Raw genomic sequence first — 16332 nt, 5'->3', positions numbered from 1 at the left:
AGCTAGGAAATAGAGTCGTCCCTGCCCAGAACGGGGCTGAAGCCAGCGAGTCGCTCGCTGCGCGCACGTCGGCGACGACGCCCGGTGGACCGATCCGCGTCGCAGGTCGGCCTGCACCGCGTGCGGCGACGCCCACGCCGCCCCCGTCACAGGTCGCGCCGATCAGCGCCCCGCGGTCCGAGCGTTCGCGCCCGGCGCAGGTCGCTCCGGCCGCGGCGTGTCGGAGCCTTTCGGCGACGACGATCGCGTCCGGGAGATCCGGGGTGGGAGGCCCGAGGAGCGACGACCCCGATGGATCTGGTGGTGCACCCCCTCGGACTTGAACCGAGAACCCACTGATTAAGAGTCAGTTGCTCTGCCAATTGAGCTAGAGGTGCAGGTGAGGACCCTGTCGAACGGGGTACCGGACCGAGAGATGACACTAGCACCACGTCGCGGGCGCACGCCAATCGAGGCCGTGGACACTGGGATCGGGGTCCGGCTCACGGCCCTAGCATGGAGGCCGACCCCGCGAACGAGAGGCTCCCCCATGTCCGAGACCACCCGCCTCGAGAAGGGGCAGCCCGCCCCCGACTTCACCCTGCCCGACCAGGACGGCGCGCCCGTCACCCTGTCCGACCTCCGCGGCCAGGACGTCATCGTCTACTTCTATCCCGCGGCCGGCACGCCCGGATGCACCACGCAGGCCTGCGACTTCCGCGACAGCATGGACTCCCTCCAGGGCGCCGGCTACCGCGTGCTCGGCATCTCCAAGGACCCGCAGGAGGACCTCGCGCGATTCCGGGAGGAGCAGGGCCTCGGCTTCACGCTGCTCTCCGACCCCGATCTCGAGGTGCACCGCGCCTATGCCGCGTACGGCGAGAAGTCGCTCTACGGCAAGAAGGTCACGGGCGTGATCCGCTCCACGATCGTCGTCGACGGCGACGGGAACGTCGCGCTCCCCCTGTACAACGTGAAGGCCACGGGGCACGTCGCGTCACTGCGGAAGAAGCTCGGCGTCGACGCCTGAGGCCCGAGGGCGCTGCGTGCCGTGGCTTCAGTAGCGACGGCGCGTGGCGTGCATCACGGAGCGCGTGAACAGCAGGACCAGCACGACCGCCGAGGGGACGATGAGGCCCCATCCCAGGTCCTGACGGGCGTCGGCGCCCTGGAGGCTGCCCACGCCCACGGCGATCTGCAGCACCTGCCAGGTCACGGCCGCGGGGCGGACCCAGCTCCGCCCCTGCAGGATCCCCCGCACGACGGCGGCGAGGAACACCGCGGCGAGGGCCGCCAGGGCGATGAGCGCCACGGCGCTGGCGAGGGAGGACGGCGTCGAGGTCAGCAGGTCGACCACGAGGAGCGCCGTGACCCCGGCCATGGCGAGCGCCTCGAGTCCGATCAGCACCGCCAGCAGCACCACGGCAGGGGATCTCGGGACGGCCGGTTCGGCGTCGCGCGGATCGAGGGCATCACCGGTTCCGGTCACAGCACGTTCCCATACAAAGCTATTGATTGATCGTTGGCTCTATGCGACGATATTCCAGGTCGAGTTCGTTCACAGGGTGGTGAGCAGATCCGGAACCGAGCTTACAAGGAACGCATTCCTGAAGCTGAGCATCTCACGAGGAGGGGCCACGTGCCCCGTCCCGATGCCGATCCCGGACGCCTCGCCCCATCCCCCATCACACGGCTGATCAGCCGCGCAACGAGTAACGACCTGAGGAGCACCCCTATGGATTGGCGTGACAAGGCAGCCTGCCTGACTGTGGACCCCGAGCTGTTCTTCCCCGTGGGGAACACCGGACCGGCCGTCGACCAGATCGACAAGGCCAAGGCCGTCTGCGGCCGCTGCTCCGTCACCGAGATGTGCCTGCAGTACGCCCTCGAGACCGGTCAGGACTCGGGCGTCTGGGGCGGCCTCAGCGAGGACGAGCGCCGCGCGCTCAAGCGCCGCGCCGCGCGCGCACGCCGCGCCAGCTGATCCGATCCACCGCACGACCGACGAGAGCCGGGCAGCCCGAGGGGCGGCCCGGCTCTCGTCGTCCCGGCGCCGCCCGGGGGCGCGTCCCGCGGCTCAGGACATGGCGGGCGCGAGCCAGCGCAGCGGGACCTCGATGGTCACCTCGGTGCCGCTGCCCATGAGCGTGTGCCAGTCGATCGTGCCGCCGAGCTCGCCCTGGATCAGCGTGCGCACGATCTGGGTGCCGAGGCCGGTGCCGACCTTGCCCTCCGGCAGGCCCACCCCGTCGTCGCGCACGCTCACCGTCAGCGTCTCCTCGGTGCGCGCCGCCTCGATCGCCACCTCTCCCGTGCGCCCCGCGAGCCCGTGCTCGACCGCGTTCGTGACGAGCTCCGTGAGCGCGAGGGCGAGCGGGGTCGCGTAGGCGCTCGGCAGGATCCCGAAGCGGCCGAGGATCTGCGGGTGCACGCGCGTGTTGTGCGCCGAGGCGACCTCGGCGATCAGCAGCAGCACCCGGTCGAAGACCGCGTCGAAGTCCACGTTCTGGTTGAGGCCCTCGCTGAGCGTGTCGTGGACGACCGCGATGGCGCCGACCCGACGCTGGGCGTGACCGAGCGCCTCGCGCGCCTCCTCGGTGTGCGAACGCCGGGCTTGGATCCGGAGCAGGCTGGCCACGGTCTGCAGGTTGTTCTTCACGCGGTGGTGGATCTCGCGGATCGTCGCGTCCTTCGTGATGAGCTCGCGCTCCTGGTGCCGGAGCTCCGTCACGTCCCGGCAGAGCACGACGGCGCCGACCCGCTCGCCGTGGCTGCGGATGGGGATGGCCCGGAGGGACACCGTCACGCCGCGCGACTCGATGTCGGTGCGCCAGGGGGCACGACCGGCCACGATGAGCGGCAGCGACTCGTCCACCGTGAGCCGCTTGCCGGTCAGGAGGCTCGACGTCGCGTCGGCCAGGGACTCCCCCTCCAGCTCCTCCGAGAAGCCCATGCGGTTGAAGGCGCTCAGCGCGTTCGGGCTGGCGAAGGTCGTGATGCCGTCGACGTCCAGCCGGAGCAGGCCGTCGGAGGCGCGCGGGGCTCCGCGGCGCGGTCCCGTCGGTGAGCCGAGGTCCGGGAAGTCGCCGTCGGCGATCATCGCGAAGAGGTCGTTCGCGCACTCGTTGAAGGTGAGCTCCTGGCGGCTCGGCGTGCGCGTCTCGCTGAGGTTCGTGTGCCGGGTGATGACCGCGATGGGGGTCTCGGTCGTCTCGGGGCTCCCCTGCGCCAGGCGGCGCAAGACGGGCACGGCCCGCACGCGCGTGGGCGTCTCCTCGTACCAGTCCGGGGCGGAGGAGTCGATGATGCGCGCGCTCTCGTGCGCGTCGGTCACCTGCTTGCGCCACTCCGCCTTGATGGGCTGGCCCACGAAGTCCCGGTAGAAGAGGGTCGCGGAGCTGGACGGACGGGCGTGCGCCACCGCGACGAAGCTGCCGCTCACGGTCGGGACCCAGAGCACGATGTCCGCGAAGGCGAGATCGGCCAGGAGCTGCCAGTCCCCGACGAGCAGGTGCAGCCACTCGACGTCGGCGTCGGAGGAGAGACCCTGGGCATGCACGAGATCGCTGAGCGTGGACACGGCTACAGCCTAGGCGGGCGGGCGGCGTCCTCCTCCGCGGCGGCCTCCCCCCGACGGAGGGCCCCGCGCCGCGGACGGGCGTCGCGTCTCATGCGGCGGGAGGCGTCCTCGCGCGGCAACAGGGTCGCCCGGGTGAAGCGCGACCACTCGACGAGCGCCGGCGAGCGGGGAGCGACATCGCGGAGGGTGGCGCCTGCCAGCACGGCCGCGTCGAGGGACTCGCGATCCTCCGGCACGAAGGCGGCCGCCTCCACGCTGCCGAAGCGGAACAGCGTGCGACGCACCTGCCCCGCGGCATCCCATCCCCCGGCGCTCGGCCGCACGCGGTTGACCAGCACGGACACGCGGGACGGGTCCACGATCTCGAGGAGCTGCACGTAGGAGCGGAAGAACCGCGACAGGCCGACGGCGTCCGCGGACACGACCGCGACGACGTGGTCGGCTCCCCGGAGCACCGCGTGCGTCGCGGCGTTCCGGCGCGGAGCGAAGATGTCGCTCGAGATCTCCTCGTCGTCCTCGAGGTTGAAGGACGCGTCGACGACCGTGTGGTCGCGCCAGGTGCGGCACGCCTCGAGCACGGCGGACACGCGGCCCTCGGCGAGCTCCGGCCAGCGGTCGGGACGCGAGATGCCAGTGAGGACCGCGAAGCCCGGCGCCCGCGTCGACGGATGGTGCTGCGCGACCCGCTCGAGCTCGCCCACCGTCAGGCTGTCGGCGGCGGCGAGCCGGCACGCGGCGGCGAAGCCCGGCGCCTCGTCGAGCAGGCCGAGCGTCGCGGCAACCGTCCCCCCGTAGACGTCGGCGTCGATCAGCACCGCGGAGCGGCCCGCCGCGGCGATCTCGCCCGTGATGGCGAGCGCGGTGGCCGTCCGGCCGGGAGCGCCCTGCGGGCCCCACACGGCGATCACCCTGCCGGGAGCGCTCGCGTCCCGTCCTCCCTCGTCGGCGGCCTCGGCCGGTCGGATGGGCACCGGGACGCGGGGCCGAAGCGCAGGGATCAACCGGAACCCGCGCCGCCTGACGCGCTGGCCGCCGCTCCGGGCCTCCCCTCCGCCGGCGGGGCGGGACGCGCGCGGGGACGGGGACCCGTGTCCGGGCGCCGCCGCATCGTCCGCAGGCGCCCCGCCCCGGCGGCCCCGCGGCCTCGACCGCGCCGCCTCCACGGGGAGGCGTGCGCGGTCCGACTCGACGCCGCGTCGTGCCGTGTCTGCCCCGTCGCCCGCGAGACGCGGCGCGATCGCGTCGTCACGCCGCACCGCCGACGGCGCGCGGGCTCCCGAGGATGCGGGCCGCACCGTCAGCAGCAGCTCCTCGATCTCGCGCCAGGACGCTCCCTCGTCCACCACCTCGTGGTGCCCCAGGGCGCGCGCGTTGCGCCTGTCCGTCTCGCTCGAGGCGACGGCCACGGCGCGGGCCCCTCGGGCGTCGAGCTCGGCCAGCACGACCCGGTCCAACGTCGACGCCGCCGCCGCGATCACGAGGTGGAGCGGCGATGCGGTCGCGGCTCGCACCGCGGCGACCACCTCCTGCGAGCCCGTGACGCGCGCGAGCACGGTGTGCCCCGCGTCGACCACGTCACGGAGGAGAGCGTCCTCCACGCGGGGCGGCAGCGCGAGGATGAGCGAGGCCACGCTCAGGCCCCCGCGTCGCCCACGGGCACGAGCGTGATCTCGTCGCGGGCGTCGGTCGACGCGATGACCGCTGCCACGTCCTGCCGGGGCACCGTGAGCTGGACCTGCGTGTGGTCCTGGTCCGCCACGAACCCCTGCGGCTTGATGACCTGCGCGACGGTCGCCCCGGCGACGACGACCCGGGGCGCCTCGTGGGCCGACGTGCCGGAGCCCTTCGCCGCGGCCGCCCAGACGTCGACGACCGTGCCGGGCACCACGAGACGGTCGACTCCGGCCGCCGTCGGGATCACGACGGAGGCGCTCGTCCGGGCATCCGCGGTGGAGAGGGACGACCGCGGGATCAGCTCGCCCGCCCCGACGAAGCGTGTCACGACCATGCCCTCGGCGGCGTCGGGGGCCAGGTAGAGGCCGGAGGCCGTGTCGAGGCGGACCCGCACGGGTACGAGGTCGGAGGCGTGCACGGTGCGCCCCGCCTCGAGCGGCGCACCCGCCGCCATGACGACGACGGAGGCGTCGGCGGAGCGGAGCAGCGCGACGACGCCGCCTGTCGAGGCGAGCACGAGGACGAGGCCGATGAGGAAGCGGGGATCCAGCCAGACGGGGCGGCGCGCAGGGCGTGCGGAGCGGGGTGTGGGAGGCATGCGGGTCAATGTCGGGGACGGGATCGGGCTGCGTCGGACGTTGTCCACACCCGCGGTCAGACGCGGACGAGCACGATGCCGGACAGCGGGACGAGCCGGTAGCCCCCGACCTCGGACTCCCGCCGCGGCGTCCCCGGATCGTGCACCGCGACGTCGACGTGGTCGCGGGCGACCCGATCGAGCGTCCCGCCCACGACGGTCTCGCGCAGACGCAGCTCCACCCGCGCACGCCGTCGGCACAGGTCCCGGAGCACGAACGGCAGGCCGATGCGGTCGACGATGCCGCGCTCCGGCGGGAGGGCGGACGTCGGCGCGAGGCTGTCCCTCACCTGCTCACGGTCGAGCGCGAGCGCGTCGATCGACACGAGGGGCAGGATGCACGCCCGCTGCTCCCGGCCGGACCCGGACTCCCCGGGCACGACCAGGTCACCCGACACCCAGTCGCGCCCGAGGACCTTGGCCCGCAGGTCGATCCACGTCCCGTCGGACAGCGAGACCCGTAGCGGCCGGGGGTCGGTGACGGCCGTCAGCGCGCGCAGGCGGTCGCGGAGGACGGTGCGCGCGATGCGCACGCGCTCCTCCTCGGCGCGCCGGTCCCGCTCCTCCGCCAGCTGCGCCGTCTCCCACTGCCCCTCGAGGTCGTCGAAGAGGGCGTCCCACCTCACGATGCGGCTCCGCCGGGCACGGGAAGGGGCGGTGAGGACAGCGACGAGGGCTCGGACACCCGGGCCACCTTGCGTCCGTTCCTTGACATCCGCTCTCAGTTGTCCACATCTTGCCTCCAGAAGATGCGCTCAGGCTCTCGCGATGTCACAGTTGACCAGTCATCGTGGTCCCCCGATCGGGGGGGAGCACCGGGATGGGAGTGACGCATGAGTGAAGCAGTGCCCCGGGAGGACCTCCCCGACCGTCGCAGTGCCGCCACGGGGAGCGCCGACAGCGCATCCCCGCGCCGTACCGGTTCACGGAAGCGCGCCTCGGCGTCCATCCCCCCGGAGAAGGGCGATGCCGCATCGAACCGCGCCGGCGGCTCCACCGCCGCCCCCGCGCCTACCGCGACGGTCCGCGGAACCGCACGCAAGCGGTTCGACGTGGACGACTTCTTCGGACGCCAGCCGTGCAGCAGCTCGGACCTCCCCCCGTCCGGCCCGCTCCTGGAGAACCTGACGCGGTGCGTCATCGAGATCCTCGCCGGCGCCAGGGAGCTCGACCAGATCGCGCGATGGGTGAGCGACGACGTCTACCGGCACCTGCTCAAGCGCGTGGTCCTCAGCGCACGCGCCCGTCGCACCAAGGGGCAGTCGGTCACGCGACCGGTCTTCACCATCGGCACCGTCACCTCGTTCTCGCCCCGCGACGGGGTCATCGAGGCCGTCATCGTCGTCCACGGACGCGCCCGCGCCCGTGCCGTCGCCATCCGCCTCGAAGGACTCGACCGCCGCTGGCGCGCCACGGCGATCAACGTGCTCTGATCCGGGTATCGCCCCGGCTTCCTGCTCCTCGAGCGCTGCACGGTCGTCACCGCCGTAGACGGCCGTCGTCCGGATGACGGTCACAGACCTCCGCCTCGAACACCAAGAAGGGCGCCCCTCCTCGGAGGGGCGCCCTTCTCGTGCGTCTGCGCCGGATCCGGCGCCGGCGCCTACTTCCGGCGGTCGGCCTTGCGACGCTCCTCGCGGTTCTGGGGAGCGGCGGATGCACCACCCGTGGGCTGTCCGAAGGCGCCGCGCGCGGGCGGACCCTGCGGGGACTCGGGCTCGTCCTCGCCCACGAGGACGGCATCCTCCGCGTCCTGCTCCTTCTGGGCCTTGGCCGTGGCGGCCTTCTCGATCTGGCCGCGCTGGTTGCGCACCTCGACGCCGCCATCGTCGGTGGGGGCCGTGTAGCGCAGCTTGTCGGCCGTGGCCTGGTTCGCCGCGAGGCCCTTCGCCTGGATGCGGGGGCCGACCGACTCGGCGTCGGCCGCAGCCTGCACCTCGACCTCGAGGTTGAAGAGGAAGCCGACGGTCTCCTCGCGGATGGCGCCCATCATCTGCTGGAAGAGGGCGAAGCCCTCCCGCTGGTACTCGACCAGCGGGTCGCGCTGCGCCATCGCCCGCAGGCCGATGCCGTCCTTGAGGTAGTCCATCTCGTAGAGGTGCTCGCGCCAGCGACGGTCGATCACCGACAGCACGACGCGGCGCTCCAGCTCACGCATGGCCGCCTCGCCGAGCTGCTCCTCGCGCTTGGAGTACGCCAGCTTGGCGTCCGAGAGGATCTCGCGGCGCACGAAGTCGCGGTTGACGCGGCCCTTGCTGCCGGCCTCGGTGATCACCTCGTCGATGGTGATGGAGAGGGGGAAGAGCGTCTTCAGCTCGGTCCAGAGGGCGTCGAAGTCCCAGTCGTCGCCGTTGCCCTCGCCGATGTGCGAGTCGAGCACGTCGTCGATGACGGCCTCGAGGAAGCGCTGCGAGCGCTCCTGGAGATCGTCTCCCTCGAGGATGTGGCGACGGTCGCCGTAGATGGCCTCGCGCTGGCGGTTGAGGACGTCGTCGTACTTGAGGACGTTCTTCCGGATCTCGGCGTTGCGGGCCTCGACCTGGCCCTGCGCGCTGCGGATGGCGCGGCTGACGACCTTGGACTCGATGGCCACGTCGTCCGGGACGCTGTCGCGCCCCATGAGGCTCGCGGCGGCGCCGTTGTTGAACAGGCGCATGAGGTCGTCGGTGAGCGAGAGGTAGAAGCGGCTCTCGCCGGGGTCGCCCTGACGGCCGGACCGTCCGCGCAGCTGGTTGTCGATGCGGCGCGACTCGTGGCGCTCGGTGCCGAGCACGTAGAGGCCGCCGGCCTCGATGACCTTCTCCGCCTCCTCGTCGACCTCGGCCTTGACCGCCGCGAACACGTCGTCCCACTCGGTCTCGTACTGCTCCGGCGTCTCGACGGGGCTGAGTCCGCGGGAGTTCATCGCCGCGACCGCGAGGAACTCGGCGTTGCCGCCGAGCATGATGTCGGTGCCGCGGCCGGCCATGTTGGTGGCGACCGTGACGGAGCCGAGGCGACCGGCCTGCGCGACGATGGCGGCCTCGCGCGCGTGGTTCTTCGCGTTGAGGACCTCGTGCCGGACGCCCTTCTTCGCTAGCAGCTTGGAGAGGTACTCGCTCTTCTCGACGCTCGTGGTGCCGACGAGGACGGGCTGGCCGGCCGCATGGCGCTCGGCGATGTCCTCGACGACCTGCTCGAACTTCGCCTTCTCGTTCTTGTAGATGAGGTCGGACTGGTCCTTGCGCTGCATGGGCCGGTTCGTGGGGATCGGGACGACGCCGAGCTTGTAGGTGCTCATGAACTCGGCGGCCTCGGTCTCGGCGGTCCCCGTCATGCCCGAGAGCTTCGTGTAGAGGCGGAAGTAGTTCTGCAGCGTGACGGTGGCGAGGGTCTGGTTCTCCGCCTTGACCGCGACGCCCTCCTTGGCCTCGATGGCCTGGTGGATGCCCTCGTTGTAGCGGCGGCCCATGAGGATGCGGCCGGTGTGCTCGTCGACGATGAGGACCTCGCCGTTCATGACGACGTAGTCCTTGTCCTTCTTGAAGAGGGCCTTGGCCTTGATCGAGTTGTTGAGGAAGGAGATGAGGGGGGTGTTCGCCGACTCGTAGAGGTTGTCGATGCCGAGGTGGTCCTCGACCTTCTCGATGCCGGCCTCGAGCACGCCGACGGTGCGCTTCTTCTCGTCGACCTCGTAGTCGACCTCGGGGACGAGGCGCTTGGCGATGGTGGCGAACTCGGTGAACCAGCGGTTCGCGTCGCCGGCCGAGGGGCCCGAGATGATGAGCGGCGTGCGGGCCTCGTCGATGAGGATGGAGTCGACCTCGTCGACGACCGCGAAGAAGTGGCCGCGCTGGACCATGTCGGCCGCCTGCCACGCCATGTTGTCGCGCAGGTAGTCGAAGCCGAACTCGTTGTTCGTGCCGTAGGTGATGTCGGCCGCGTACTGCTCGCGACGCTGCTGCGGGGTCTGGCCCGCGAGGATGACGCCGGTGGTCATGCCGAGGGCGCGGAACACGCGGCCCATGAGCTCGCTCTGGTAGCTGGCGAGGTAGTCGTTGACCGTGATGACGTGGACGCCGCGCGAGGCGATGGCGTTGAGGTACGCGGGGAGCGTGGCGACGAGGGTCTTGCCCTCGCCCGTCTTCATCTCGGCGATGTTGCCGAGGTGCAGGGCCGCGCCGCCCATGATCTGGACGTCGAAGTGGCGGAGGCCGAGCGTGCGGCGGGACGCCTCGCGGACGGCGGCGAACGCCTCGGGGAGCAGGTCGTCGAGGGACTCGCCGTTGGCGTGGCGCTCGCGCAGCTCGACGGTCTCGTTCTTCAGCTCCTCGTCGCTGAGGTGCGTGAAGTCCTCCTCGAGCTGGTTCACCGCCTTGGCGTAGTTCTGCAGCTTGCGGAGCGTGCGCCCCTCGCCGACGCGAAGGACCTTCTCGAGTACTGAGGCCAACGGTGTCTCCCTGCGTAGATGGGCGGGCGCCGGTTGACGACGACCGCCGTGACGGCGCGCGGATGTCGCCGCCGACGAGCAACGCCATAGTACCGACTCGTCCGGCTCTCTTCCCGGGAGCGCCCTGACCCCCGGTGGTGAGGACGCACGGAGGCCCCGCGCGCCGGAGCGCACGGGGCCTCGTGGACCGGAAACGAGTCAGCGGCGCAGCGACCGGGAGCCGGCACCGGCGCCCGCGAGCTCCTGCTCGCCGTCGGCCAGGCCGATGACGCCGTAGTCCCAGCCCTTGCGGCGGTAGACGACGCTCGGGCGGTCGGTCTCGGCGTCGATGAAGAGGAAGAAGTCGTGGCCGACGAGCTCCATGTGCTCGAGGGCCTCGTCGACGGTCATCGACTGCGAGGGGAAGACCTTGGTGCGGATGACGACCGGGCAGTAGTCGTCCTCGACGGCCGGCTGGTCAGCCGGGGCGACGCTCTTCCCGTTCACCCGCTCGATGAGCTCGACGTCGGCGGGGTCGAGGTCGATCTGCGCGAAGCCCTCGGTGGCCGCCTCCTGGAGCGAGACGGGACGGTGGTTGCCGCGGTGGATCTTCTTCTTGTCCTTCGCGCGGCGCAGGCGCTCGAGCATGCGCCCGAGGGCGAGGTCGAAGGCCGCGAACTTGTCGGCGGCGCTGCTCTCGGCGCGGATGACGGGGCCGGGACCGACGAGCGTGATCTCCACGCGGTCGTCTCCCGCGGATCCGCCGGACTTCTCGCTGTGGCGGGAGACCTTGATGTCGAGCGAGATGGACTTCTCGGCGAGCTGGACGACCTTGTCGGCCTTCTCGGTGGCGTACACGCGGAACCGGTCGGTGATCTCCGCGTTGCGGCCGGTGATGTTGATGTCCATGACGTACCTCCAGATCATGACGCGTCGCCCGCTGGAAGAGGGCGATCACTTTCACGCCTTTCGGGCGAGCCTAGACCTCGGATCCCTCGCGGCGCGCGGCATCCGGCGGGTGGACCGCGGGCGCATCGGAAGTGCACAGGGAGCGGCCATCGGGTGTCGCCGGACGACGGGTCCCGCCGCGACCCCGCTCCGGCACCGCCGTCAGGACCGCGCAGGCGACCACCTCGCCGCCCGCGCCGCGGACCGCGCGGCACGCCTCGCGGAGGGTCGCGCCCGTGGTCAGGACGTCGTCGACGACGAGGATCCGCCGCCCGCGGAGGTCGGCCCGGGCGACCAGGCTCCCCCGTAGGTTCGCCTCGCGGGCGGCGACGCCGAGGCCCGCCTGGTCGGCCGGGCGGCGCGTGAAGCGGAGCGGCGGGAGGCGCCGCGCCCCGAGGCGGAGCGCGCGGACGCCGGCGCGCGCGAGGAGGACCTCGACGGGCGCGTAGCCGCGACGGCGGATGGAGGCGGCCGGCGAGGGCACGGGCAGCACCGCGAGGGACCCGGACCCCGTCGGGCGGGTGACGCCATCCTCGTCGTCGGCGGGGAGGGCGGAGTCCGCTGCCGCCGCGAGCGCGCGGACGAGCACCGGGGCCATCGCCCGTGCCGCGTCCGTGCGGCCCGCCTCCTTGAACGCCGACAGGAGGGCGGGCCAGGGCGGCGCGTACGCGGCGCCGCAGCCGACGGGGATCCGCGCGGCGGGCACGCGGCCTCCGGGCCCCGGGCACGCCGGCAGCTCGAGGCGGCGGATGCGCGGCTCGGCGACGAGCGCGTGCGCGCAGGCCGGGCAGACCGCGCGGTCGGGGGCCCCGCATCCGGCGCAGGAGACGGGCGCGACGACGGCGAGCGCGTCGAGCAGGGCGGAGCGGAGCGGGGACGGGAGGTCGGAGGCCACGACGCGAGGATCGCCCGGGCGCCGCACGGGCGGGGGCGGCCGGGAGGATCCGTGGACGGCGTCAGCGCTTGGTGGCGATGAAGGAGACGCCGGTCGCGGTCTGCTGCCAGGTGCTGCCGCGCGGCGTGAGCAGCGCGCCCGCGGAGGTGAGGACCCGGAGGCCGCTCTCGTCGTTCGCGCCGGCGATGCCCACGCCCTCGGCGGCGGTCCCCATGTCGCGGGACCTCCCGCCCACCTCGTGCACCTCCACCTGGCGGTCGCCGTTCGGCGCCTGGGTGAGCGTGGCGACCTCCAGCTCGTCCACCCAGGTCGCGTCGAGCGGCGTGCCGGGGGCCGACGCGAGCTCGAGCGGCGTGGCCGTGAGGGAGGTGGGCACGCCGCCGTCCCGGATGATGGACGCCACGAGCAGCTGGGGACCGGCGCCCGTCTCCAGCTGCACTAGCACCCGGGCGCCGTCGCGGGCGACGTCGAGGGAGACGACGCGGCCCGTGCCGGTCCAGCTCACGGCGACGGGATGGCCGACGCCGTCCGGCCCCCAGGCGACGAGGCCGCGGGGATCCGACGCGGGGATCGACCACACGTAGCCCTGCGCGTCGAGCGACGGGGCCACGAGGCCCGGGCGGGTGTCGACGAGGACGGCGTCGCGCTCGCCGTCGCCCACCGACCACACGCCGGATCCGTTGCGCACCGCGGCCTGCTTCCCGTCCGCGCTGAGCGTCGCGGCGTCCGCGCCGAGGGCGGCGACCCGCGTGCCGAGCGTGCCGAGCGGCGCCACCTCTCCCCCGCCCAGGTAGCCGAACGCGCCCTTGGCGAGCACGAGCGGGCGGGACTCCGCCTGCGGGTCCTTCACCGGTCCGCGACCGCCCAGGTCCGGCACGGTCAGCGGCGTGCCGTCCACCAGGACCTGCACGTCGAGCACCGAGGGGATCTCCGACAGGCTCTGTCGGAGCTGGAGCTTCATGCGCTGCTGGGTGACGGCGTCGGCCGCGCGCGCCTCGGTCGAGAGGTCGACCTGCGGGGTGCCGCCCGACGTCGTCACCGCGGACGACGCGAGCCGCGTGCCCTCGGGGAAGGCCGTCACGACGGCCGGCTGCGACAGCCAGGGCGACGGGCCCTGCAGGAGCGACTTGACGATCCGCGTGCTCACGCTCTGCGACGCCCGCGTGACGAAGAAGCGGAGGTCGGGCACGAGGAACGAGAAGGTCGGGTCGAAGAAGTAGAGCGCGTGCGCGCTGAAGATCTCGCGGAAGTACGTCGAGCGCAGCGCGATGCCGTCGGGCGCGTCGGCGATGCGCCACTCGCCGCGCTCCTGCACGAGGCGGAACGACAGGCGCGTCTCCTGGTCGCTGCCGACCTCGCGGTAGTGGCCCTGTCCGTCGACCGTGGCGATGGTCGTGACGGAGTAGCTGTAGGTCCCGTCGACCTCCTCGGTCGTCGCGGCCTGGCCCTCCCACACGACGACGCTCGCGAACGGGTCCCATCGCGAGGCGAAGTCCGCGGAGAGGAACTCGCGGGCCGTGCCGTACTGGTCGGCGGAGCTGGTGGCCGCGTCGACGAAGCCCGCGATGACGTCGTCCGGGGAGTCGCCGGCCTGCGGGCCGTCGGGCTGGTAGCTGACGCCGGCCTCGTCGGCGACGGCGGCCGGATCGCCCTCGGAGACGGGGCCGCCCGAGGGGATGGAGACGCAGCCCGCGAGCAGCAGGGCGCAGGCCGTCGCGAGCGCGACGGCGGCGGAGCGCGCCGCGCGGCGACGGCGGGCGGGGCGTCGGCGGGCGGGGCGGGGGTCAGGGGCCGGGGACACGGGCGTCCTCCTCGTGGGCGGGGTCGTCGGGCGGCAGCGCGACGGGCGAGCGGTCGAACGGGACGCCGGGCTGGCGCGGCAGGGTCAGCCGGAAGCAGGATCCCTCGCCCGGCCGCGACCACAGCTGCAGCCAGCCGTGGTGCAGGTTCGTGTCCTCCAGCGAGATCGCGAGGCCGAGGCCGGTGCCGCCGGTGCTGCGCTGGCGCGACGGATCCGCGCGCCAGAACCGGTCGAACACGTGCCCCATCTCCTCGTGCGTCATGCCCACGCCGTAGTCGCGCACGGCGAGGGCCACGGCGTCGCGGCCGCTGTCGACGGTGAGGACGATGGGTCGGCCCTCCCCGTGGTCGAGCGCGTTGCCGAGGAGGTTGGTGACGATGCGGCGCACCCGGCGGGCGTCCATCTCCGCGTCGAAGTAGCCGCCCGGCGCGACGAGCCGGAGCTCCGAGCCCTTCTGCGCGGCGAGCCCCTCGAACTCCTCGATGGAGTCCTCGACGAGCCGCACGAGGTTGGTGGGCTCCGTGACCAGGTCGACCGCGCCGGCGTCGAACCGGCTGATCTCCAGCAGGTCGGCGAGGAGCGTCTCGAACCGGTCGACCTGCGTGTGCAGCAGCTCGGCGCTGCGCGCCGCCGGCGGGCTGAAGTCCTCCCGCAGGTCGTAGAGCACGCCGCCCGCGAGCCGGATCGTGGTGAGCGGCGTGCGCAGCTCGTGCGACACGTCGGACACGAACCGCTGCTGCAGCTGCGAGAGGTCGGCGAGCTGCGTGATCTGCGACTGCAGCGAGTCGGCCATCCCGTTGAAGGAGCGCGCGAGCGTCGCGATCACGTCGTCGCCCGTGACGGGCAGGCGCTCCTCGAGCTGGCCGGCCGCGAGCTTCTGGCTGGTGTCGGCCGCGACCCGGATGGGCGCGACCACGAGCCGCACGACGACCCACGCGATGGCGCCGATGAGCAGGACGAGGACGAGGAAGGCCACGAGGATCGTGCCGGCGACGAAGTCGAGGGTCTTCTGGATGTCGCCGAGGTCGTACACCAGGTAGAGCTCGTACCGGCCGGCCGACGGGATGTCGATGCTCGAGCCCACGACGATGCCGGGGCTCGTCTGCCCCGTGTCGCCCACGGGGATCGCGACCGACTGCCACTGCTGCGTCCCCGAGCCGGCGCCGACGGCCCGCCGCAGGTCCGCGCTCAGGAGGCTGTCGACGTAGTCCGCCGTGGACGCGTTCTGCAGGACGTTCCGCGCCTCCGTGCCGGGCGTCCGCCGGAACGCGAAGTCGGAGAGGTTGATGGCGCTGCCGCGGAGCTCGTCGAACACCTGCGTGCGCAGCTGCTCGAGCTCGGTCTGGTCGGACGCGTCGGAGGACGTGAACTGCTCCTGCATCCGGCTCGTGGCGCTGTTGGACTGCGCGAGGACCGTGTCGAGGCGCTGGCGGAAGAGGTCGCTCGAGATGCTCTGGCTCATGAGCACGCCGATGAGGAGCACGGTGCCGCCGGAGAGCGCGACCGTGAGCAGGACGGTGCGGAACTGGAGGGAGGTCGACCAGATCCGGACGAGGCGGCGCGGCCAGGACCGCCAGTCGACGAGCCACGCGGGCAGGGGGCGCATGGGGCTAGGCCGCTGCCCCCGCGCGGTAGCCGACGCCGCGCACGGTCATGACGATGCGCGGGTTGTCCGGGTCGTCCTCGACCTTCGCGCGCAGGCGCTGCACGTGCACGTTGACGAGGCGCGTGTCGGCCTTGTACTGGTAGCCCCACACCTGCTCGAGGAGCATCTCGCGCGTGAACACCTGCTGCGGCCGGCTCGCGAGCGCGTGCAGGAGGTCGAACTCGAGCGGCGTGAGGTTGATCCGCTCCTCGCCGCGGCGCACCTCGTGGCCCTCGACGTCGACCACCAGGTCGCCGACCTGGAGGAGGCCGGGCGATGCGGCGGCCGCGGGACGCAGGCGCGTGCGGATCCGCGCCACGAGCTCCTTCGGGTTGAAGGGCTTGACGATGTAGTCGTCGGCGCCGGACTCGAGGCCCTTGACGACGTCGGCCGTGTCGGACTTCGCGGTGAGCATGATGATGGGGACGCCCGACTCGGCGCGGATGAGGTCGCACACCTGGATGCCGTCGAGGCCCGGGAGCATGAGGTCGAGGAGCACGAGGTCCGGCCTGCCCTCGTGGAAGGCGGCGAGCGCCTGGCCGCCGTCGCCGCAGAAGGAGGGCTCGAAGCCCTCGGTGCGCAGGACGATGCCGATCATCTCGGCGAGCGCGGTGTCGTCGTCGACCACCAGGATCCGTGCTGTCATCTGACCTGTGTTCCCTGTCCTCGGAACCCCCAGGGTAGTCGGTGGATCCCGGGGCGCGGGCGGCGCCCAGCCTGCGCGCGGCGGCCCGACGGCGGCGGGCCGTGTGTGGGAGGCTGACC

General features: G+C 72.7%; 14 protein-coding genes and 1 tRNA gene. 3 read left to right on the top strand and 12 right to left on the bottom strand.

Annotation, left to right across the window (positions count from 1 at the left end):
* Positions 1-301: 301 nt before the first annotated feature.
* Positions 302-377 (bottom strand) — tRNA-Lys (locus ACU4ZT_RS05415).
* Between the two features lie 152 nt (positions 378-529).
* On the opposite strand from ACU4ZT_RS05415, the gene bcp reads away from it, so the two are divergent.
* Positions 530-1009: a thioredoxin-dependent thiol peroxidase gene (bcp, locus tag ACU4ZT_RS05410; protein WP_063071333.1), complete on the top strand. Its 480-nt coding sequence runs from the start codon at positions 530-532 to the stop codon at positions 1007-1009.
* 27 nt (positions 1010-1036) lie between these two features.
* Here the strand turns inward: bcp and ACU4ZT_RS05405 are convergent, their stop codons facing one another.
* Positions 1037-1468: a hypothetical protein gene (locus ACU4ZT_RS05405; RefSeq protein ID WP_063071332.1), complete on the bottom strand. Its 432-nt coding sequence runs from the start codon at positions 1466-1468 to the stop codon at positions 1037-1039.
* Positions 1469-1714: 246 nt separating this feature from the next.
* Here ACU4ZT_RS05405 and ACU4ZT_RS05400 point away from each other — a divergent pair, with 246 nt between their 5' ends.
* Entirely contained in the window at positions 1715-1963 is a 249-nt protein-coding gene (locus tag ACU4ZT_RS05400) for a WhiB family transcriptional regulator (protein ID WP_012037746.1), read from the top strand.
* A 93-nt stretch (positions 1964-2056) separates the two neighbouring features.
* Here ACU4ZT_RS05400 and ACU4ZT_RS05395 read toward each other — a convergent pair whose 3' ends face one another.
* From ACU4ZT_RS05395 to ACU4ZT_RS05380, 4 genes are read right to left on the bottom strand one after another with little or no spacing between them, the layout of a single operon-like run.
* Positions 2057-3559, bottom strand: a complete 1503-nt coding sequence (locus tag ACU4ZT_RS05395; RefSeq protein ID WP_063071331.1) for a sensor histidine kinase — start codon at positions 3557-3559, stop codon at positions 2057-2059.
* 2 nt (positions 3560-3561) lie between these two features.
* Positions 3562-5190 carry a CpaE/TadZ family protein gene (locus ACU4ZT_RS05390; RefSeq protein WP_270979177.1) on the bottom strand — a complete coding sequence of 543 codons (1629 nt, stop codon included), beginning with the start codon at positions 5188-5190 and terminating at the stop codon, positions 3562-3564.
* Positions 5191-5192: 2 nt separating this feature from the next.
* Positions 5193-5831 (bottom strand): SAF domain-containing protein, encoded by a 639-nt coding sequence (locus tag ACU4ZT_RS05385; protein WP_063071329.1) that lies wholly within the window; start codon positions 5829-5831, stop codon positions 5193-5195.
* Between the two features lie 56 nt (positions 5832-5887).
* Positions 5888-6496, bottom strand: a complete 609-nt coding sequence (locus tag ACU4ZT_RS05380; RefSeq protein WP_063071328.1) for a hypothetical protein — start codon at positions 6494-6496, stop codon at positions 5888-5890.
* A 426-nt stretch (positions 6497-6922) separates the two neighbouring features.
* On the opposite strand from ACU4ZT_RS05380, the gene ACU4ZT_RS05375 reads away from it, so the two are divergent.
* On the top strand, positions 6923-7303 hold the full coding sequence (locus tag ACU4ZT_RS05375) for an Rv3235 family protein (RefSeq protein WP_254654501.1): 381 nt from the start codon (positions 6923-6925) through the stop codon (positions 7301-7303).
* 170 nt (positions 7304-7473) lie between these two features.
* On the opposite strand, the gene secA is transcribed toward ACU4ZT_RS05375, so the two are convergent.
* The 6 genes from secA to mtrA all read right to left on the bottom strand — a co-directional run bounded on the left by secA (position 7474) and on the right by mtrA (position 16213).
* The gene (gene secA / locus ACU4ZT_RS05370) at positions 7474-10299 is read right to left on the bottom strand and encodes a preprotein translocase subunit SecA (protein WP_270979174.1); all 2826 of its coding nucleotides are present in this window, start codon (positions 10297-10299) and stop codon (positions 7474-7476) included.
* Between the two features lie 198 nt (positions 10300-10497).
* Entirely contained in the window at positions 10498-11187 is a 690-nt protein-coding gene (gene hpf / locus ACU4ZT_RS05365) for a ribosome hibernation-promoting factor, HPF/YfiA family (protein ID WP_063071325.1), read from the bottom strand.
* A gap of 70 nt (positions 11188-11257) precedes the next feature.
* Positions 11258-12121, bottom strand: coding sequence for a ComF family protein (locus ACU4ZT_RS05360; protein WP_445338250.1), 864 nt, complete (start codon positions 12119-12121; stop codon positions 11258-11260).
* 61 nt (positions 12122-12182) lie between these two features.
* Positions 12183-13922 carry a lipoprotein LpqB gene (lpqB, locus tag ACU4ZT_RS05355; RefSeq protein WP_414748189.1) on the bottom strand — a complete coding sequence of 580 codons (1740 nt, stop codon included), beginning with the start codon at positions 13920-13922 and terminating at the stop codon, positions 12183-12185.
* On the bottom strand, positions 13906-15528 hold the full coding sequence (gene mtrB / locus ACU4ZT_RS05350) for an MtrAB system histidine kinase MtrB (RefSeq protein ID WP_414748190.1): 1623 nt from the start codon (positions 15526-15528) through the stop codon (positions 13906-13908). The genes lpqB and mtrB overlap by 17 nt, the downstream gene beginning before the upstream one ends.
* Before the next feature lie 4 nt (positions 15529-15532).
* Positions 15533-16213 carry an MtrAB system response regulator MtrA gene (gene mtrA / locus ACU4ZT_RS05345; RefSeq protein WP_063071321.1) on the bottom strand — a complete coding sequence of 227 codons (681 nt, stop codon included), beginning with the start codon at positions 16211-16213 and terminating at the stop codon, positions 15533-15535.
* Positions 16214-16332 lie beyond the last annotated feature (119 nt).

This window comes from Clavibacter davisi, assembly GCF_052751415.1.
The sequence above is the reverse complement of the archived record's forward strand: the minus strand, read 5'-3'. Positions and strand labels throughout refer to the sequence as shown.

Bases quoted from the DNA above. Each gene is read 5' to 3' on its own strand.
- bcp (WP_063071333.1), top strand. From the start codon at position 530: ATGTCCGAGACCACCCGCCTCGAGAAGGGGCAGCCCGCCCCCGACTTC.
- ACU4ZT_RS05400 (WP_012037746.1), top strand. From the start codon at position 1,715: ATGGATTGGCGTGACAAGGCAGCCTGCCTGACTGTGGACCCCGAGCTG.
- ACU4ZT_RS05385 (WP_063071329.1), bottom strand. From the start codon at position 5,831: ATGCCTCCCACACCCCGCTCCGCACGCCCTGCGCGCCGCCCCGTCTGG.
- hpf (WP_063071325.1), bottom strand. From the start codon at position 11,187: ATGGACATCAACATCACCGGCCGCAACGCGGAGATCACCGACCGGTTC.
- mtrB (WP_414748190.1), bottom strand. From the start codon at position 15,528: ATGCGCCCCCTGCCCGCGTGGCTCGTCGACTGGCGGTCCTGGCCGCGC.
- mtrA (WP_063071321.1), bottom strand. From the start codon at position 16,213: ATGACAGCACGGATCCTGGTGGTCGACGACGACACCGCGCTCGCCGAG.